This window comes from Peribacillus asahii (assembly GCF_003570725.1).
In the GTDB taxonomy this organism is placed as follows: Bacteria; Bacillota; Bacilli; order Bacillales; family DSM-1321; genus Peribacillus; species Peribacillus asahii.
In genome coordinates this window covers 180,575-199,809 of record NZ_QWVS01000015.1, presented here as the reverse complement: position 1 = coordinate 199,809, position 19,235 = coordinate 180,575, and the positions used below count along the sequence as shown (strand labels likewise).

General features: G+C 37.0%; 23 protein-coding genes. 17 read left to right on the top strand and 6 right to left on the bottom strand.

Going from position 1 to position 19,235, the window contains the following annotated elements; genetic code table 11:
• Window positions 1–24: 24 nt before the first annotated feature.
• The 5 genes from D1953_RS09415 (at window position 25) to D1953_RS09395 (ending at window position 4,362) form a co-directional block, all read left to right on the top strand.
• Window positions 25–222, top strand: a complete 198-nt coding sequence (locus tag D1953_RS09415) for a DUF3311 domain-containing protein (protein ID WP_119116926.1) — start codon at window positions 25–27, stop codon at window positions 220–222.
• On the top strand, window positions 222–1,691 hold the full coding sequence (locus D1953_RS09410) for a sodium:solute symporter family protein (RefSeq protein WP_119116970.1): 1,470 nt from the start codon (window positions 222–224) through the stop codon (window positions 1,689–1,691). Before D1953_RS09415 ends, D1953_RS09410 begins: the two co-directional genes overlap by 1 nt.
• Before the next feature lie 353 nt (window positions 1,692–2,044).
• Entirely contained in the window at window positions 2,045–2,623 is a 579-nt protein-coding gene (locus D1953_RS09405; RefSeq protein WP_119116925.1) for an RDD family protein, read from the top strand.
• A 259-nt stretch (window positions 2,624–2,882) separates the two neighbouring features.
• A complete protein-coding gene (locus D1953_RS09400; protein ID WP_119116924.1) occupies window positions 2,883–3,440 on the top strand; it encodes a competence protein ComK in 558 nt (185 codons plus the stop codon).
• A gap of 97 nt (window positions 3,441–3,537) precedes the next feature.
• Window positions 3,538–4,362, top strand: a complete 825-nt coding sequence (locus D1953_RS09395; protein WP_119116923.1) for a DUF2935 domain-containing protein — start codon at window positions 3,538–3,540, stop codon at window positions 4,360–4,362.
• A 151-nt stretch (window positions 4,363–4,513) separates the two neighbouring features.
• On the opposite strand, the gene D1953_RS09390 is transcribed toward D1953_RS09395, so the two are convergent.
• Window positions 4,514–5,443 carry a DMT family transporter gene (locus D1953_RS09390; RefSeq protein ID WP_119116922.1) on the bottom strand — a complete coding sequence of 310 codons (930 nt, stop codon included), beginning with the start codon at window positions 5,441–5,443 and terminating at the stop codon, window positions 4,514–4,516.
• Window positions 5,444–5,682: 239 nt separating this feature from the next.
• Here D1953_RS09390 and D1953_RS09385 point away from each other — a divergent pair, with 239 nt between their 5' ends.
• On the top strand, window positions 5,683–6,174 hold the full coding sequence (locus D1953_RS09385; protein WP_119116921.1) for an Lrp/AsnC family transcriptional regulator: 492 nt from the start codon (window positions 5,683–5,685) through the stop codon (window positions 6,172–6,174).
• A 174-nt stretch (window positions 6,175–6,348) separates the two neighbouring features.
• On the opposite strand, the gene D1953_RS09380 is transcribed toward D1953_RS09385, so the two are convergent.
• Both D1953_RS09380 and D1953_RS09375 read right to left on the bottom strand, forming a co-directional pair.
• Window positions 6,349–6,897, bottom strand: coding sequence for a shikimate kinase (locus tag D1953_RS09380; protein ID WP_119116920.1), 549 nt, complete (start codon window positions 6,895–6,897; stop codon window positions 6,349–6,351).
• 241 nt (window positions 6,898–7,138) lie between these two features.
• A complete protein-coding gene (locus tag D1953_RS09375) occupies window positions 7,139–7,513 on the bottom strand; it encodes a cbb3-type cytochrome c oxidase subunit I (RefSeq protein ID WP_119116919.1) in 375 nt (124 codons plus the stop codon).
• Between the two features lie 132 nt (window positions 7,514–7,645).
• On the opposite strand from D1953_RS09375, the gene D1953_RS09370 reads away from it, so the two are divergent.
• From D1953_RS09370 to D1953_RS09355, 4 genes are all read left to right on the top strand, one after another.
• A complete protein-coding gene (locus D1953_RS09370; RefSeq protein WP_119116918.1) occupies window positions 7,646–7,957 on the top strand; it encodes a rhodanese-like domain-containing protein in 312 nt (103 codons plus the stop codon).
• 66 nt (window positions 7,958–8,023) lie between these two features.
• The gene (locus tag D1953_RS09365; RefSeq protein WP_119116917.1) at window positions 8,024–8,209 is read left to right on the top strand and encodes a sporulation protein Cse60; all 186 of its coding nucleotides are present in this window, start codon (window positions 8,024–8,026) and stop codon (window positions 8,207–8,209) included.
• Window positions 8,210–8,393: 184 nt separating this feature from the next.
• Window positions 8,394–8,723 (top strand): MGMT family protein, encoded by a 330-nt coding sequence (locus tag D1953_RS09360; protein ID WP_119116916.1) that lies wholly within the window; start codon window positions 8,394–8,396, stop codon window positions 8,721–8,723.
• A gap of 66 nt (window positions 8,724–8,789) precedes the next feature.
• A complete protein-coding gene (locus tag D1953_RS09355) occupies window positions 8,790–9,269 on the top strand; it encodes a GyrI-like domain-containing protein (protein WP_119116915.1) in 480 nt (159 codons plus the stop codon).
• A gap of 73 nt (window positions 9,270–9,342) precedes the next feature.
• Here D1953_RS09355 and D1953_RS09350 read toward each other — a convergent pair whose 3' ends face one another.
• Entirely contained in the window at window positions 9,343–9,465 is a 123-nt protein-coding gene (locus tag D1953_RS09350) for a DUF4023 family protein (RefSeq protein ID WP_119116914.1), read from the bottom strand.
• 97 nt (window positions 9,466–9,562) lie between these two features.
• Entirely contained in the window at window positions 9,563–10,831 is a 1,269-nt protein-coding gene (locus D1953_RS09345) for a BaiN/RdsA family NAD(P)/FAD-dependent oxidoreductase (protein WP_119116913.1), read from the bottom strand.
• Between the two features lie 228 nt (window positions 10,832–11,059).
• Between D1953_RS09345 and D1953_RS09340 the strand changes: the two genes are divergently transcribed.
• Window positions 11,060–12,667 carry a putative polysaccharide biosynthesis protein gene (locus D1953_RS09340; RefSeq protein ID WP_119116912.1) on the top strand — a complete coding sequence of 536 codons (1,608 nt, stop codon included), beginning with the start codon at window positions 11,060–11,062 and terminating at the stop codon, window positions 12,665–12,667.
• A gap of 148 nt (window positions 12,668–12,815) precedes the next feature.
• The gene (locus D1953_RS09335; RefSeq protein WP_119116911.1) at window positions 12,816–13,529 is read left to right on the top strand and encodes a pseudouridine synthase; all 714 of its coding nucleotides are present in this window, start codon (window positions 12,816–12,818) and stop codon (window positions 13,527–13,529) included.
• A 76-nt stretch (window positions 13,530–13,605) separates the two neighbouring features.
• Here D1953_RS09335 and D1953_RS09330 read toward each other — a convergent pair whose 3' ends face one another.
• The gene (locus D1953_RS09330; protein WP_119116910.1) at window positions 13,606–13,827 is read right to left on the bottom strand and encodes a DeoR family transcriptional regulator; all 222 of its coding nucleotides are present in this window, start codon (window positions 13,825–13,827) and stop codon (window positions 13,606–13,608) included.
• A 645-nt stretch (window positions 13,828–14,472) separates the two neighbouring features.
• Between D1953_RS09330 and D1953_RS09325 the strand changes: the two genes are divergently transcribed.
• From D1953_RS09325 to lepB, 5 genes are all read left to right on the top strand, one after another.
• Window positions 14,473–16,500 carry a methyl-accepting chemotaxis protein gene (locus D1953_RS09325; RefSeq protein ID WP_182480554.1) on the top strand — a complete coding sequence of 676 codons (2,028 nt, stop codon included), beginning with the start codon at window positions 14,473–14,475 and terminating at the stop codon, window positions 16,498–16,500.
• A 263-nt stretch (window positions 16,501–16,763) separates the two neighbouring features.
• Window positions 16,764–17,216 (top strand): RrF2 family transcriptional regulator, encoded by a 453-nt coding sequence (locus tag D1953_RS09320; protein ID WP_119116908.1) that lies wholly within the window; start codon window positions 16,764–16,766, stop codon window positions 17,214–17,216.
• Window positions 17,217–17,351: 135 nt separating this feature from the next.
• On the top strand, window positions 17,352–18,056 hold the full coding sequence (locus tag D1953_RS09315) for a DsbA family oxidoreductase (protein WP_119116907.1): 705 nt from the start codon (window positions 17,352–17,354) through the stop codon (window positions 18,054–18,056).
• 84 nt (window positions 18,057–18,140) lie between these two features.
• Window positions 18,141–18,449: a hypothetical protein gene (locus tag D1953_RS09310; protein ID WP_119116906.1), complete on the top strand. Its 309-nt coding sequence runs from the start codon at window positions 18,141–18,143 to the stop codon at window positions 18,447–18,449.
• Window positions 18,450–18,605: 156 nt separating this feature from the next.
• Window positions 18,606–19,154: a signal peptidase I gene (lepB, locus tag D1953_RS09305; protein WP_119116905.1), complete on the top strand. Its 549-nt coding sequence runs from the start codon at window positions 18,606–18,608 to the stop codon at window positions 19,152–19,154.
• Window positions 19,155–19,235: the final 81 nt, after the last annotated feature.

The following is a 19,235-nucleotide window of genomic DNA, read 5'->3' as shown; positions in this document are numbered from 1 at the left end:
ATCGTGGAATGGAGAGATTTTGTAATGAAGATTATCTATATTCTTTCTATCGTTCCTTTTATAGGCATTTTAGGTTTTCTTCCTTTAGTTAATAGAGTAGAACCTTTCGTGTTAGGAATGCCTTTCAATATATTCTGGATGGCGATGTGGACAGTGCTTACCTCTGTTATTTTGGGGATTATGTACAAGCTGGATCCTCGAAATCAGGAAGGGGATGAATGATGAATAGTGCGCTTTTGATTATTTTAGTTTTTTGGATATTGGCGATTTTTCTTGGAATTATGTCTGTAAAAGGAAAAGATATGAACTTGGAGCAATGGACGGTTGGCGGCCGAGGTTTTGGTTCTATGCTTGTCTTTCTTTTAATGGCTGGAGAAATTTATACGACTTTTTCTTTCCTTGGAGGAAGTGGATGGGCATATGGAAAAGGGGCACCAGCTTTATATGTTCTTATTTACATTAGTTTATCGTATGTATTGTCTTATTGGTTATTACCTGTCATTTGGAAATATGCGAAAGAAAATAATCTAATGTCACAATCTGATTTCTTTGTCAGTAAGTATAAGAGCCCATATTTAGGCGTATTAGTAGCGTTAGTTGGTGTTATTGCAATCATTCCTGTTATAGTTGTTCAACTTAAAGGATTAGGTATTATTGTTTCTGAAGCATCATACGGAGTTATTTCTATGCCTATTGCAATCTGGATGGGGGCAATTAGTTTGACCATTTATGTCATGATATCAGGAATACGTGGTTCAGCTTGGACAGCTGTCATTAAGGATATTATGATGGTCGTCGTAATAGGCTTCTTAGGAATTTATCTCCCGCTTCATTATTATGGGGGGCTTCAGCCGATGTTTGAGGCGATTCATACGGCTAAGCCTGGATTTTTAAAACTTCCTGAACAAGGGCTTAGTGTTTCATGGTTTATCTCCACGGTCATCTTACTTGTATTAGGTTTCTATATGTGGCCGCAAGTTTTCAGTTCTGTCTATACAGCAAAGAGTGGCAAGGTATTTCGTAGAAATGCTATTATCAGTCCTTTATATACACTTATGTTGTTATTTGTCTTTTTCGTTGGATTTGCTGCTATCCTGAAGGTACCAGGGTTAGAAGGGGGAGATGTAGATCTTGCTTTATTACGTATTTCTATTGAAACCTTTAATCCTTGGTTTATTGGTTTAATTGGAGGAGCAGGTTTATTGACTGCCCTAGTACCAGGTTCGATGCTTTTGATGAGCGGGGCTACTTTGTTAGCAAAAAATGTGTATAAGCCGTTCGTGCCGTCAGCTACTGAACATAGCATTGGACAATTGGCTAAGTACCTTGTTCCTGTAATTGCTCTTATATCTGTCTATTTTACTTTAAATGGCGGAGATACGCTTGCGACTCTTATTCTGATGGGGTATAGCCTGATGACACAATTATTTCCAGCCCTTCTTTTTAGCTTCATGAGGAACAATTTTGTTAATAAGTATGGAGCCACAGCAGGGATTATTTGCGGAATAGCAACTGTAGCTTATATTACTATTAGTGAATCAACGATTGGCACCTTGTTTCCACCTTTACCTCAAGCAGCAAAAGATTTGAATGTTGGGATTATTGCTTTGCTAATCAACTTTCTTGTTACGATTATAGTGAGTCTAATAGTTAGAAAGTTTACAACGTCATATAAACTAGCTGCAAAATGATTCGCGGGCTGCGTTGGGATGTTGAACAAGTTTCTAACAACGCTAAACCACTCTGTACATGAGCGACTAATACTATTACAAACTAAAAAGCTAAGGCCCCCTTTTGGATGAAGGGGGCTTTAGCTTTAATGAGCGGCTGTGTTACACCATATTGTTGATAAAACGATTGAGGGGGTCATTTTCATCTGATCAGAATGAAAAAGTATATAAGTAGAATTGAAGGGGAAAATCTGGCTTTCGGCACCTATTATATTTTGTCGAACTATATTACACTACTATTTAGGTAGTTTGAAGCATAGGGATGAACTGGATGCTTTTTTCTATAAAACTAATGAAGGAGGAATGACAAGACCATGTATTGCCAAAAATGTGGGCATGAAGCAACGGGCGGAGATTTTTGTCAAAACTGCGGTACGATATTGAATGAAACAGAACGTACGAAATATGCAGGATTTTGGATTCGCTTAGTAGCCTCTATGATTGATGGAATTATTATAGGAATTCCAATTTTTATTATCGCACTTATGTTGGGGGTTTTCTCTCTGTTTTCTACAGGGGAAATTTCGAATTTCGAGAGTTCTTATGATAGTTACTCCGGCGATGAGTATTATGAACAATCTATGACTGAATTCGATGTTACGATGTTGATTATTCAAGTAGTGGTTTGGGTCTTATCTATCGTAATTGGTATACTCTATTATGCAGGTATGCATGCCTCAAAATGGCAAGGAACGCTTGGGAAAATGATTGTTGGCATTAAAGTCACCGACTTAAACGGTCAGCGAATTTCTTTTTTACGTGCGCTTGGTCGTTATTTTGCGACCATTCTCTCAAGTATTTTATACATTGGCTACATTATCGCAGCCTTTACAGAAAAGAAACAATCACTGCATGATTTTGTTGCTAAGACAGTTGTTGTTTATAAAAGATAAATCGATATGGGCTGACTATTTGGGTCAGCTCTATTTTTTTGAATCAATTATTCAACAGCAGGAAGATCTGCGGAGGCCCAACGAGACGAGATTAACTTTTCTCTCATACAAAAATATCGAAAAGCTAGTATACTAGTTGTATACTTCAAGTAGGTGGAAGGGACGATTTCCATGCTAAAAAGCGATTCGTTTAGGAGTCTATCCTGCTTAATAGCTAGTAACTCCTTTTATCACAAATTGAAAATAGGAGGAGAGTTATATGGATAAACGAAAAGTGTATATGATAAATAAGGAAACCGTTAGTTTATCATCAGAATATGACGAGTTTGGTAATGAGTTTACGAGAGTGATTGAAGGAGAGCGGATGTTTTTCGTTGCGATGACACCAAATGACATTATTGATCGGACTTTGAAGTATTACGGTTCTTGTCGAGAAGGAGCTATTTTAGGAGCGAGAGAGATTTTAGAGGAGAAATATTCAGTTCCGGTTGCAATTGATACAAAGGAAGGACTTGTTTTCTTTCCGTGTGGCTCGTTCCGCAGAAAAGATAGCGTATGGCTTGCGAATGCTCATATTAATCGTCTTGAGAGACTGGGAAAAGAAACGATTGTTTATACGAGTTACGGACATTGCTTAATCGTTCCGATGAATATTAGCCAGATTGATATGAAAATGGGGCAAGCATCACGCCTTCAAATGACGCTTACACATCGTTCTGCGAAGAAAATGCTGTTTCTTTATGAACGAGAAAGTGACTTTATTTTACGGAAAGGAAACGGGGAATTTAGCTTTGCGGAGAAGGATGAAGAAAAGTAAGCAGGAAGCAGCTAACCTTTAAGGGGAGGCTGTTTTTTTGTTTTAGAGGAGAGGCAATCAATCTAGGCATAAAGTGTGCATTTGTCAGATATCATGTATGAGTAAGAGTGGAAGGAGAGATGTTGTGGCTGCTGAATATGAACAATCCGCAAAGTTTGAACATGGGTTTTGGCTTCAAATTTTAGGTGATCATGCTCGTTTTATTCATGATTCTCTGGCGCCGAAAGAAAAAGAAGAAATTGATCGAGCTAACTATTTTATTCATACATTTGACCGCCTGCTAGAAAGTGTCGGAACGATGAATATGATTCAATTAAGTAAAAAAGCGGAGGAAGAAGCGCTGAGATTTCGAATGGTTAAATTAACGTTAATTGAAAAGCTCTTACTAGGAAAAGTTACGATTCATTTAGGGCCTACATTTATCAATCATATGGTGAATGAATTAGAAGAATATCTTCGTCTACTAGGCTATTTAAAATTAGGAAAGATTCCCCCGATCGCCCATGCGCTTCATCAGCATTTACTTTGGACGTTAGATGCAGCTGGTCATGCAGGAGCTATATCAGATAACATGGACCGGATAGAAAAGAAAATTAAAGAGCAGAGCAATCGTTTTACAAAAGATTTTGAAGCTTTCTATTTAAAAGCTGTTGAAATGACAGGATACTTACGAACGAATTTATCAATATTTCCTGCTTTAACTAGGTTTAATGAAAATGTGACTCTTGAAATGCAGTTATTTATGGGCTTTCTAAAAGAAATTGAAGAATTGGAGCTTAGCGAACAAGCGCTTGGCACTTTTGCTCCTCTTATGGCTGACCATATGTTTAGAGAAGAATGCTATTATTTAACGAAGTTGGCTCAGGCTACGGGAGGAAATATGCCTAATTGTAACCCAGCAAAGCCGAGAATAAATAAGTAATCTTTTATTTTTATATTCATAGGAAATCCATATATTGTTTTTTGAATCAGGAAATAACACAATATTTAGTGCGGAAACAACAGAAAAAAGATGGAGTTCAAACGAAAATTAAAAAATAAAGGGTTTCTCTACACTCTGAGAAAAACACCGTTTAAACGGTGTTTTTGTAGTTTTGCAAACTATGACGGACGTCAGCTTTATTTGGAATATTCTTTGTTTTAAAATGTGAAAATGCATAGCATCCTGCAATAACGATACTGCTGCCGATTACTTGGATGCTTGTCATTTGTTCGCCTAAAAATAGAAAAGCAAAAATAGCAGTGAAGATTGGGTTGAAGTTTAAGAAAAGTCCTGAAACGGTGGCTCCTACATGTTTTACCCCAAGATTCCAAAGTACGGTGCAGACGACTGTAGAAATGACACCTGTATAAAGCATCGATTGAATGAATGAAGCATTAATATTGGATACCGCAAAGCTTGAAAGATTGAAGGGAAGCAGAACAAGAAGTCCGAATATGCCTGAATAGAGAGTAGCCATCATTGCCGAAGTCTTTGATAGCGCCCACTTGCTACAAACAGAATAAATTCCCCAAATCGCTACTGCAGCGAACATATAACCGTCTCCCGAATTAAATTGGAATGAGAGAAATAGGTCTATGTTTCCTTTAGAAAGAACAAGCATCACTCCAAGAAATGAAAAAATAATCGAAAGTATTTGCCGTTTATTCATTTTTTCCTTTAAAAAGATAAAAGAGAATAGGGCGATTGAAATCATATTGAATGTTGAAATTAAGCCTGCATTTGTCGCCGAAGTATGCTCTAATGCAGCAAATTGTAACAGATTAAATAATGTAACTCCGGTAATACCCATTAAAAATAAAGGGAAAAGGGCATCTCGTGAAGGAAGGATTTTTCTTTCTTTCCACCATACAATCGGTAATAGGACGAGGACGGCAATGATCCAGCGCAAGCTTGTTAAGGTCATCGAGGAGGCGTGTTCAACAAGAGACTTGCTGATAATAAAATTACCTGCCCATAATGAACTAGTTAATAGTAATAATGAGAAGTAAACATACCGCATGTTAGTTAGCTCCATTCCTATTTCAAAAGACTGTAAAAGCTATTGAAGTCATTGTGCACAATGGCGTATAGTATTGATGTGAATAATTTTAACACTTTCGTTATATACGTAGTGGTTTAATTTGTTTTATGATATAAATTTGAAATTTTAAAAAGTATATAAGTTCTTTACCGAATAAAATTCACTTTTCTATGCAGGAATGAGATTGTTTTTGGAACAATTATAAAGGGGGAGAAGACGTGGAATCCATCGTGAGCAAAGTATTAGATAAAATAGATCTTCAAATTTTAGATATTTTACAAAAACAAGTACAAATCAGCAATATAGAGATGGCTAAGCGTGTCAATTTGTCTCCGCCTGCAACTCATGCGAGAATCAAGCGCTTAGAGCAGGAAGGATTTATTAATCAACAGGTGGCCATTTTAAATCAAGAGAAATTGGGATTTGATTTATTATGTTTTATTTTTATGAGTACAAACATCCATCAAGAGGAGCAAATAAAAGTAGTAGAAAAAGCGTTAAAAACGATGCCTGAAGTATTAGAATGTCACTGTTTAACAGGGGAGTATGATTATTTATTAAAAGTGATTATTAAAGAGAGGAAGGAGCTTGAACTTTTTATTAGGAAGTTAAATAAACTAGGCATTACTCGAATTCAAACGAGCTTAGCATTAAGAGAAATTAAGTGTTCGACAATCTTGCCAATCTGTGAAGGTTCAATAAGCAATTAACGTAATAAGCTTAGGAAGCAGGCTGTTGTTATATAATTTTTTAGTTATGTTAAATCGTGTTGTGAACAAACGATTTTGGGCTTATTAACAAAGTTTTTAAAGAGGAATAGAAAAGATGACTAGTTTATAGGTAAGGAGATACTCCTTTACCCTATATTCTAGTCATCTTTTTTATTATTCGTGAGTGTCCCAAGTGACTTTCAGCGATTCGACTATATAATCTGCAACTTCTTCAACATCAAGGCCATCTGTTTTAACTTTTGAGTGGTGGTAGGAGTAAATCTCCTGTCTATTATTAAAAAGTTCTTTAATTTCCTCAAGAGTGCGTCCTTGTAATACTGGTCTGCTATCAATAATTAAATTGATTCTGTCCTTCCAGTATTCCCACGACAAATCTAAGAAGAACACGATGCAGTTATCTAGACAAATATTTCGGATTTCTTCCTGTAAAAAAGCTCCTCCTCCAACAGAAATAATTTTCAATGGTTGTTGGCTAAAGTGTTCAATTAAACTTTTTTCTTTTTCACGGAAAGCTTTTTCCCCGATTTGCTTGAATATTTCTGTTGTAGGCATATTATATTCTTTTTCAATTTCCTGATCTATATCAATAAAATCTCTATATAGTTTCTTGGCTACTAACTGTCCAATCGTAGTTTTACCTACTCCCATAAACCCAATGAAAACGATACTCTTTGTTATAGGAGATATTCTGTTATTAATCATGGATAACCCTCTTCTCTAACTATTTATAATCATTAGAAATTATCTTGATATTCTGCTCAAATAAACTTAATTATAGTATAAGTCCATAAGTTTGTAAAAAAGTTTTTGAAATATTCTTTATACTTACTTGAATCCTGAGAATAGTTCCTGACTGGATTTTTGCTTAAGAATGGAGAAAAGGAAAAGTAAAAAAAGCCCCAATTTTTTGAGGCTTGAAAAGGTGGTATTAGAAGGTGGATGATTATTTGTTAGTATTATGAAGATTGATAAGTACATTAAGAACAAAACAAAGAATACCGAGACTCATGATGCTGGCTCCAATAGCTACGAGGGGCTGAACGGAAGCGTTTCCAGATTCGAGCACGATAAGGCTAATCATCATGATTGGCAATCCGATATTAGTCAGCCAAAAGTGAAGCTTACCGAGAAGCTTTTCGGCTAGAGCTGGGAAGAGGTGATAAATAAGGCCTGCAAGTGCAAAGGAAGCCCAGCCTAAAAGATTGATATGTGCATGGGATGGAGCATACTCAAAATGATGTGTAATCGACATAAACATACCTAAACCAACACCGATGATGAAGTACACAACGGAAATCTTAAGAAACCGAATCCCCATAATATGACCCCTCCTTTTCTAGTAGGAGTATATGCTCTTGTATGAGAAAAAATAATTTCAAAGGTGAAATTTTACCTTACTATATTCAATAGTTATAATGAAATAGAGAAAACTTATGAATGAGGTGCTAGGATGTCAGAAATTAAAATTATTACTCCAGCAGAATTAGAAGCTAAGCTTGAAGCAGGAGAACAACTAGAAATTGTTGACGTGCGTGAAGATGAAGAAGTACAAATGGGAATGATTGGAGAAGCAAAACATATTCCGATGAATGAAATTCCAGCAAATCTTGATCAATTTGATAAAGAAAAAGAGTATATCTTCGTTTGTCGTTCAGGACGTCGAAGTGAAAATGTTTGTCATTACCTACAGGAACAAGGCTTTAAAGTTGTGAATATGACTGGCGGTATGCTCGAATGGACAGGGGAAGTCGTTTTTAAATAATTTAAGGTATAACATGTCTTGAAATAGGGTACCCTGTTTTAAAAAATAAAGGCAGGGAAGACGCCGATGATTCAAGTGAAGTTGTTTGATACGGAGCATGAAAAGGATTTAGAAGAAGAAATGAACGCTTTTCTCGTTAACATTCGCGACAGTCAAATTGTCGATATTAAATATAATGTGGCTATGAATGCTGAAGAGGAAGATGAACAAATTTACTGCTTTAGTGCAATGATTGTTTATAAGAAAAAGTGAAGGAGCTGTCTCAGTATGGAGGCAGCTCTTTGTGTTGTCTGTTTGAAAAAACTAAGGTATCATCAACAAAAATAAGACATTCGATTGTGAATCAATAAGCGCTAATGGGGACGTTGCTCTGTTCTGCTTTATTGTATTTTTATATAACGTCTTAATCATAACTGCGTTTTAAGGAGCGGAAATTATGGAAAAGTTTACAGAGCGAGTTATTCAAATGATTCAACAAATTCCACCTGGAAACGTTATGACATATGGGCAAATTGCTAAGCTGGCTGGAAGTCCAAGAGGAGCCAGACAAGTTGTACGAATTTTACATTCAAGCAGTCATAAATATGAGCTTCCTTGGCATCGTGTCATTAATGCGAAAGGGGAAATAAGCATTAAAAATGAAGAGGTAAGATTTGTTCAAAAAATGAAGCTTGAACAGGAGGGTGTCCAAATTCAAAATGATAAAATAGATCTTGCGAAGTATCGATATCATCCTAGTATTGATTGCGAGTCCGTTTTGGATTAAGGGATGATTTATTCCATCTTTATCGAGTATAAGATGACACAAGTAAATCTGGAAGGAGCAGAACTAATGAAATATCACATTGTTGAAAGAGGTGCTTTTCAAGTAGTAGGTGTGAAGCGAGAATGTTTGTGTACAGCAGAGGAGGGCGGAATTCCAGACATTCCAAAGTTCTGGAGTGAAGCTCATGAAAATGGAACGGTTGCTCAATTGTCTCAATTAAATAATGGACAAATTAAAGGTTTATTGGGTATTACAGAAAATTTTAATAAAGAGACAAATAAGATGGACTACTGGATTGCTGCGGAATATAGTGGTGAAGTGTCAACTGAATTATGGAGTTTTGAATTACCTGCATCCAAATGGATCGTTTTTGAAGTACGAGGACCCATTCCGACCGCTATGATTAATACGTGGAAACAAATTGATTCAAAATGGTTTGCGTCTAACGTTTATGAACCTGCTAACATTCCGCCAATTGAAGCATATATAGATTCTGATCTCTATTGTGCAAATTCTTATAATGAAATTTGGCTGGCAATTAAATAAAGTTTCCGTCAGTAGGGATGTATTTGGGGCATACAAAAGGCTGCTCGATTGAACAGCCTTTTATGAGTTTTCGTTATTTATGGGTTTTGTTCGGCTTTTTCTTGGCAGGATTTCCGTTGCCTTGGTGTTGTTTGTTTTTTTCTTGTTTTTGTTGCTGCTCTTGAATTCTTTCTACAAAATCCTCTGAGTTTACCATAATCGCTTCCTCCCAAATAAGGTTCGTTCTTTGTTAATATCATCATTTGAGAAGAATATATTCACATCACATAAAAATAGGCAGAGACACTTGCTTCTTACTTGTTTTTAGAGAAAGCAGCTGCGTTCATCCCAGCGAGTCTGCCGGTAACGAGTGCGGATGTGATATTGTAGCCGCCTGTGTAGCCGTGTATGTCTAAAATTTCACCGCAGAAGTAAAGTCCATCCATCAATTTGGAAGCCATTTCTTTCGGGTGAATCTCTTTAACAGATACACCACCACCTGTAACGAAAGCTTTTTCAAGCGGTTGTGTCCCATTTACAGTAAAGCGAAAGTCCTTACATAATTCCGCTAAACGGCGGATTTTTTCGTGAGAGAGCATAGCTCCTTGCTCTTGAAGATCGATGCCGCTGCGCTCTAATAAGAAATGTAAGTAACGTTCAGGTACTAGACCTTTTAACGTATTTTTAATTGCTTTCTTCGGCTCAGCTTTAATTTCTTTCATGAGCATTTGAAATACCTCTTCTTTATTTTGGTCGGGAAGAACATCCAACTGCATGGTCACTTCATGCAGATTCCACTTTTTCATCGCTTTGACAACAAATTGACTGCAGCGCAGCACGGCTGGACCGGAGATGCCAAAGTGGGTGAAAATCATATCCATACGGTGCGTGATTAATGGTTTTCCTTTTGGGTTAAGCACGCTAAGAGAGATATCTCGTAACGATAGACCTTGCAACGTTTTAGCCTTGATAAACGGCTCGTTGCTTAAGACGGGAACCTCTGTAGGGAATAATTCAGTAATAGTATGTCCTGCTTTTTTAGCCCAAGCGTAACCGTCGCCTGTAGAACCTGTATGCGGCACAGATTTACCTCCGACGGCAATGACAAGAGCATTCGCCTCGAATGTTTGTCCATCTTTTAGCTGTATTCCTGCTGTATGACCCTCTTCATACAGGACGTCGGCAACAGGAGCATTTTTATAAATAGTGACATTAAGTTGATTCAGGCGAGTTAACAGTGCATCGACAACGCTTTGTGCTTTATCGTTTACTGGGAACATGCGTCCATGATCTTCTTCTTTTAGTTGTACACCTAGTTTTTCAAAAAATTGAATAATGTCTTCATTGTTAAATTCCGAGAAGGCGCTGTATAGAAAACGTCCATTGCCGGGAATATGCTGAATAATTTCATCAATCGATAAACGGTTGGTAACGTTGCAACGCCCGCCACCAGAGATGGCAAGCTTGCGACCGAGCTTTTCGCCTTTATCGACTAAAAGTACACGAGCTCCTTTTTCACCAGCCGCAATAGCTGCCATTAATCCAGAAGGGCCGCCGCCAATTACAATTACGTCATATTTCAATAGTTATCACCACTTCTCCATTTTCATTCTTCCTATTATAAAGCATTTTTGTAAATGTAGAAAATAACGAATAAATTAGATTGAGTATTGTGTTAGAAAAAGGTAAACTGAAGAGTAGTTTTTGTTTTGAGACAAACTCTTTATATCGGCAAGTATACAGAAATGTTTAGATTTGTTAGGATATTGATGAGTTTCTCAATGTAACTGATACAGGCAGGATGGGATTATATGTCGTCTAAGTTCTTAAAAGGGGCTTTTATATTAACGCTTGGTTCAATTTTATCAAAAGTTTTAGGATTGTTTTATTTAATCCCGTTTGAAGCGATGGTTGGCAACAAAGGGGCTACATTGTACCAATATGGATATGTTCCGTATTCTATTTTCCTTAGTTTTGCGACAGCGGGGATGCCCCTTGCTGTTTCGAAGTTTATTTCTAAATATAATGCGTTAGAAGAATATGCTGTAGGTCGAAAGCTATTTAAATCCAGTTTACTTTTAATGTTGATAACTGGTTTTCTTTCATTCTTAACATTATATTCAATGGCTCCATTCTATGCGGGATTTGTTACGGTTGGGGAGAATCCGTTGCCGGTTGAAGATACAACGGCCGTCATTCGTGCCATTAGTTTTGCACTTATTATCGTTCCGTTTATGAGCATTATCCGCGGGTTTTTGCAAGGACATGAAGAGATGGAGCCTTCTGCCGTTTCTATGGTAGTAGAGCAGATTATTCGGATTGTTTTCCTTTTAGCGGGTGTATATGTTGTGCTAAAACTTATGGACGGCAAATTGGTAACAGCTATTAGTATCGCAACATTTGCAGCAACAGTTGGGGCTGTTGGTGGTCTGGCTGTGCTTTTGTGGCACTGGAAAAAACGAAAGCCAAAATTAGATCAGTTACTGTCACAAGATAAAGGCACGGTTCATATTTCACTTGTACAAATTTATAAGGAGATTTTATTCTCATCGATTCCGTTTGTGTTTGTAGGGATTGCTATGCCTTTATTTCAGCAAGTGGATTCTTTGACATTTAACCGAGCAATGGTTTCTATTGGTTTAGATAATATCTCTGAAGATGCATTAGGGATTTTGAATGTGTATGCTCAAAAGCTTGTCATCATTCCAATGACACTTGCAACTGGTTTTTCCATGGCGCTTGTGCCATCGGTAACAAAGGCTTATATCAGTGGGGATCACAACCTGTTTAAGTATCAGCTCGATCAATCGTTTCAGATTTTATTATTTTTGACGATTCCAGCTGTTGTGGGGATGTCTGTGTTAGCGGATCCGGTTTATTCAGCTTTTTATAGTCATAACCCGTTAGGTACAGAGGTACTTCAAGCATATGCGCCAACAGCCATTCTCTTTGCGTTATTTTCAGTAACAGCCGCTATTTTACAAGGAATTAATGAGCAAAAGTTTACCATATTAAGTCTGCTTGTTGGATTTTTGGTTAAGCTGAGCTTGAACATTCCATTGATTCAATGGTTTGAAACGAAGGGTTCAATTTATGCTACAACGCTTGGTTTCCTAGCAGCTGTTGTGTTAAATTTAGCTTTCATTTCTTATTTTACAGGCTATCGCTATAATCTTATTATACGTAGAACATTGCTTATTATTGCTTTCACGGCTGGAATGGCTTTAATTGTTTGGGGTGTAGAAAGTGGCTTGGAGTTGTTCCTTGATGTAGAAAGCAGATGGCAGGCGATTGTCATAGTTGCGATTTGTGTTGGCTTTGGCGGTCTTTTTTACGCAGCCGTTGCTTTAAAAAGTAAGTTGGCTCACCGATTATTTGGCAGTCGGATCGAGCGTTTGCAAAAACGATTAAAATTATAGAAGGTGGAGGAGCTTCCTCCGCTTTTTCTGCTTTTTTACGGATAAAGTACATAAATTAGCAGGGAAAAGTATAAACTGGCAGGTTGATACCGACCTATTAGATGGAGAATATTATTATGAAATTTATGGAGTTGAAAAAAGAGATTATATGAGAATTGATAAATTACTCGCAAATATTGGCTATGGAAGTAGAAAAGAAGTAAAGGGATTGCTGAAATCTGGAGCAGTAAAAGTAAATGAAGCCATCGTTAAGGATGCAAAGCTGCATGTGAAGCCGGAGGAAGACATTGTAACCGTTCATGGAGAACAGATAGAGTACAAGGAATTTGTGTACTTAATGATGAATAAGCCGCCCGGTGTATTATCGGCAACGGAAGACCATTATCAAGAAACGGTTATTGATTTATTGGGGCTTGAGGATTCCATCTATGAGCCGTTTCCGGTTGGGCGTTTGGATAAAGATACGGAAGGGTTATTGCTGATTACAAACGATGGTCAGTTGGCCCACCAATTATTATCACCGAAAAAGCATGTACCGAAGACGTATTTTGCAGTAATTGAAGGAGAAGTGACAGAGCGGGATATTGAAGCGTTTCGAGCAGGTGTGACCCTGGATGATGGCTATTTAACGAAGCCAGGTGAGCTCGTTATTTTAAAATCAGGCCCCACATCTGACATTGAACTGACGATTACCGAAGGGAAGTTTCATCAAGTGAAGCGGATGTTTGAAGCTGTCGATAAGCGAGTGATTTATTTAAAACGCTTGTCAATGGGAAGCTTGCAGTTAGATGAGGAGCTTGAACTTGGAGAGTATCGGGAATTGACGGATGAGGAGCTAGAGGGCTTGAAGAGAGGTCAATAGCAAAAAAATGAGGCGGACAATATGTCGGCCTCATTCCATATAATACACATCGATTTTCGGGTGGATCGATTTTTGTTTAAGATGACATCTTTACCTTCTTATTAGTTGTTGTCCAGAAGCCACGGCTTGGGCTTTTAACCAGGTCATTGTAAGCTAAGACATTTAAATCGCGCTGTACTGTTCGAGGAGTGATACCAAATTCTTCTACAATCTCTTGAGTAGATACCGTACCGTTGTCATTGATAAACATATAAACGGATTTAATACGGGTTAACATGCGATTTGTTGAAGGTTTCAAACAATCACTCCTTAATTATTTTTCATTGGTTTTGTTGAACAAATGAAAACAACCGATATGCCGGACAGCTTCGGGCTGTCTCTATGTATCTTGCTGGGACCCACCCTACAACTCCTCGGAAACTTCCAGAAACAATAAGATGTCCTTTATTTAATATTACCCTTATATTTGGATAATTTCTACTCGAAAGTTTGAAATTATCGAAATATTGGATATTTAGTCATTTATTTGGTAAAAGTATATGCTATTTCACCTTTATTTAATACACTTTTTTTAAAAAAGTCTAGTGGTAAATATTTCTGGTGATTTTAATGTAATGTCCTTAATCACTAAAATATTGCGTGATTATATGTAAGGTGAGCGAAGAGATGCTCCAATACAAATTTTTGTTTTTTTGTAAAACTGAATTTCGAATTGGATTTAATTGTGATAAAATAGACCTACATAAAAGTAAATATTTCTTAATTTTTAGGATTTCTTAAATAATGTTGTTGATTCTAGGCTCATGTGAAATCACCCTTTCACATGAGCCTAAACTATTTGACTAATCACTTTGGAGAAAAATGGATAGAGAATTTATTTTATGTATACAGGTCTATTATAATAGGTCTATTTTCTTTTTTTGTGTTGAGGAGGAATTATGTGATGAGAAAAAAGAAAGGGTTACGGTTAAATAGTATGCGCACTAAGTTTATTAGCTGGTTTTTGCTTATTGCTCTTATTCCTTTAATTATTGTCACAATAATAGTGGATAGGATAGGCAGTGACATATTAATAGAAAAAGAAAAAAGTGCGATGCATAGCCTTGTCTTAAGTAAAGCACAGGCAATGAATGAGTGGTTTAATACTCAAAGGTCAGAGCTTGAATTGGCCGCTGAAACAGATATGATAAAATCTTTGGATAACAAACGTATGTATCCGTTCATTTCGCTTGTAAATGAAAGATCTGAGGTATTGGAAACGGTATTTATGACAGACACTGCAGGGGACGTTATTTCTCATACAACATCTGAAAGTATCGGATCTGATTATAGTGATCGTGAATATATACAGGCTGCTTTAAAAGGTGAATCTGTATTTTCTGAAGTGTTGATTTCAAAAGCAACAGGAAATCGTATTGTCGTTGTCGCAGTACCAGTAAAGGATAATAAGGGAACGGTCATTGGGGTATTAGCAGGGTCAGCAAATTTTGAAGTATTGCTGGATACCTTTCTTAATGACAAGGATTCTGTGAACAATATAGCGACTAGTATGGAGTTATCTACGCATACAACTTTAGTCGATGCCGAGGAGCGTATTCAAATGTCACCTAAGGGAGAGGCAATCGGTGTTGCTATAGATGAGACAGATTTCGATAGTACATGGAGTTCGGTGTTAAAGAAGAGTTTGCATGAAACTGGAATAGCATCATTCAATCAGTTGGATGAACCTTATTTAGTGGCGTACGCACCGATAGAGTCTATAGGGTTTGGGCTAAGCTTTAGTGTACCTGAGGAATTAGTTTTGGTTGATTCACAATCTATTGAGAAGACGTTTATTCTAATCATTACTTTAACTTCCATACTTATTATTATTTTAGCCTTTTTTATTACAAATAGAATAACGAAACCAATTCTATCTGTATCTAATGGAATGAAAGTCGTGGCAAGTGGTGATTTAACTGCCGACCAAGTTTCAGTTAAATCAAAGGATGAAATTGGTGATTTAAGTAATAGCTTTAACGAAATGATCTATAATATGAAGCAATTAATTAAAACAGTTACTACGACTGCTGACCGAGTTAATGCTTCCTCAGAAGAACTAACGGTAAGTGCAAAAGAAACAACACGTGCAACAGAACAAATCTCCGCTTCTATTCAATCGATTGCATCAGGAACTGAATTACAAGTAACAAGTATAGAAAATGTGGAACAAACAGTAACGGATATTTCTAACGGCATTACTAACATTTCATCTACTATTCAAATAACGAACGATACGACAGAGCAAACGGTTAGAGATGCTATGAATGGGAATGAAGTCATTAAAGGTTTTATCAATCAGATGAAAACAATTGATGAAACAACGGAGGCCGCTTCACGAATAATTAATCACTTAGGAGATAAGTCAACGGAAATTGAGACAATTGTATCAGTCATCACAGCCATTGCTGAACAAACTAATTTATTAGCGCTTAATGCCGCTATTGAAGCAGCGAGGGCCGGTGAACATGGAAAAGGTTTTGCTGTTGTAGCTGATGAAGTAAAAAAACTTGCGAAACAATCGGGACAAGCGTCAGCAGAAATTAGCAACCTTATCGGAGATATTCAATCGGAAATTGATGCTTCTATATTAGCAATCGATAAAGGGAAAATGGCCGTGAATGATGGAATAGTGTCGGTTCAACAGGCCGGTAATGCGTTTAACACGATTTCCGATTCTATTAGAAGAGTATCGGAGCAAATGCAGAGTGTTTCTACGGCCGTTACACAAATAAAGGATGGTTCTGAAAATATGGTTGCTTCCATCAAAACGATTAGACAGATTTCTGAGGGAGCGTCTAGTAATACACAAGAAGTAGCCGCTGCATCTGAACAACAAACTGCTTCAATGGTTGAAATCGAGTCTGCGACAAATACACTTTCTACAATGGCTGAAGATTTACAGAAATCAGCACGCGCTTTTCGAATCTAGAGGAACTATTAAGTAAGATTGCCTTTTTGTAATGAAAAATGATGCTTTTATTTTAAAAGTGAGATTGAAAAAGTACTTATAGATTGTGGAATGAACTGTTGAAAACAACAGTGAAAGAGAAGCTAAATATGTATGAAAAAGACCTTCCCTCTAAATAAAAAGGAGAAGGTCTTTTTTAGTGTAACGGCTGAGGCGTTTGTTCAGAAAAAATGAAAACAGTATAATGGTAGGAAGAGAAGGCTGAGAAATAAGGGGGAGCTCGGATGTCTGGAAATCGAAATCAGCAAATTGGACCGCCTCGTTTTGCGATTGCTATTCATTCACTTGTTTGGCTTGCACAAAGCGGGAGGATATTGACGAGTGCCAAGATTGCTTCACAAGTGAATTCACATGCTACGTTTTTGCGCCGGGTGCTGGCTCAGCTAGCTGCTGCCGGAATCGTTGATACGAAGGAAGGAAGAGATGGCGGTTATAGTTTGAAGGTTCCAGCCGATGAATTGACGTTGGGAGATGTATATGAGGCCGTTAGACCGGAATGCTTGATTTGTTCTGATACATCTGAATGTGGAGAAATTGGCAAGCAGCTCGATCATGCTTTAGAAGAATTATTAAATGAAGCGGAATTCGAAATGATTAATAAATTAAAGAAATATACATTAGAGCAGTTTATGAAAAATATTGATTTTAGTCATAGTGAGCACGAATGTTTTAATTAAAGCCAATCAATTGCTTTCCAAGATTGGAATCGATATAATGCGCTTATAATGATTGCAGTTAGTGTAAGCTAATTGCATTTTATTTTGAATAAAATGTGCTTTTAAAAGTATCAGATTAAATGAAGGGGGCTCCTCATGAAAGTAGAAGTATGGTCGGATTATCAATGTCCATTTTGTTATATTGGAAAACGTCGATTTGAAAAGGCGTTAACGCAGTTTCCTCATCGAGATCAAGTAGAAGTTGTTTTCAAAAGCTTCGAATTAGATCCACAAGCTGAGCGTGACGTGAAAATGAGTCAAGATGAGATGTTAATGAAAAAATATAATATGACTGCTCAGCAAGTAAAGGACTCTAATGACAATTTAACCGCACAAGCGAAAGCAGAAGGATTAGACTATCATTTAGAGAGAACGATTTTGACGAACACGTTTGATGCACATCGTTTCATGCATTTTGCTGCGACAAAAGGTAAGGAAAAAGAAGTGAATGAGCGTTTGTTCTTAGCTTATTTTACAGAAGGCAAGCATATAGGTGATCATCAAACATTGGCAGCACTTGCGGCGGAAGTTGGGTTAGATCAAGCGGAAGTAGCAGAGATGTTAGCCGGCAATCAATTTACAGCTGAAGTGAGAACGGATGAGCAAGAAGGAAGTTTATTAGGGGTGCGAGGTGTACCATTCTTTGTGATTAATCGGAAATATGGTATTTCTGGAGCACAGCCAACAGAGGTATTTTTGGATACATTGCAAAAGGTATGGACCGAGGAATATCCGCTTCAAATGGTGAACGAATCGACTGATGCAAATGCTTGCTCGGATGGTTCATGTAATATTGAATAGCATCACGAAAAAACGAATTCCTCTAGTGGAAATTCGTTTTTTTTCGTCTATTAGTTATAATGGAAGAAAAAGGATGTGAAGGTAATGGCTCTTAAGTTATTATTTATCTTCATAGTTGGCCTATTTTTATTCGGAACAGGGACGTATGTGTGGAAAAAGCAACAAGTCTCGTTTATTGCAGGATATGGCGAGTTTTATCATCCTCGAAATGAACAGTTATTAGCGAAGAGAATTGGAACAGTAGTTATGGCACTTGGAGTAGAAACGTGGATTTTACTTCCGTTAGCGCTTTATATACCTGAATTTAAAGCCTCTGTATATGGGTTTGTAGCTTTTTTACATGTTTTACTTATTCTTCTGTTAATTGCAACGGATCATATATCATCGTATTGATTACTCAATTGAAATGGTCGTAAGTAAATAGAGAGAGTGCTTACGACTATTTTCTTTTAATAAAAGGAATTTTTGGGAGTATTCATAGTGGCATGAAATATATTAGAGTATGGTATAATGACTAAAAGAATTTTTTAGAAGAAAGAGGGACATAGATTGGGAAAAGCTAAAGAATTATTTTCGTGGGTTAAAGCAATTGCCATTGCTATTATTTTGGCTTTTGTTATCCGTACATATATTTTTGCGCCAATTGTTGTAGACGGTGAATCGATGATGCCAACTTTATTAGATCGTGAACGAATTATTTTGAATAAGTTTGGTACCGATATTGAAAGTATCGATCGGTTCGATGTCGTCGTGTTCCATGCAACGGAAGAACGTGATTATATTAAACGTGTAATCGGTTTACCAGGAGATCACATCGAATATAAAGACGATACATTGTATATTAACGGTAAAGCTTATGAGGAACCATATTTAGACGAATATAAGGCGGAATTAGGCGGCGAGCTATTAACAGAAAATTTTACTCTTGAAGAGATTACTGGTGGCACAACGGTACCTGAAGGTAAACTATTTTTAATGGGGGACAATCGCCGTAATAGCTTAGATAGCCGTGAAATTGGTACAGTCTCAGTTGACGAAATTGTTGGTAAAGCAAATTTTGTGTACTGGCCCGTGGATGAAATTAAATTTGTGAAATAATGTTAGAGACACTTCATTTGATTGAGGTGTCTTTTTTAGTTTAAATTGAGTACCATGGAGCCTTTTAAATATATTTCTTTT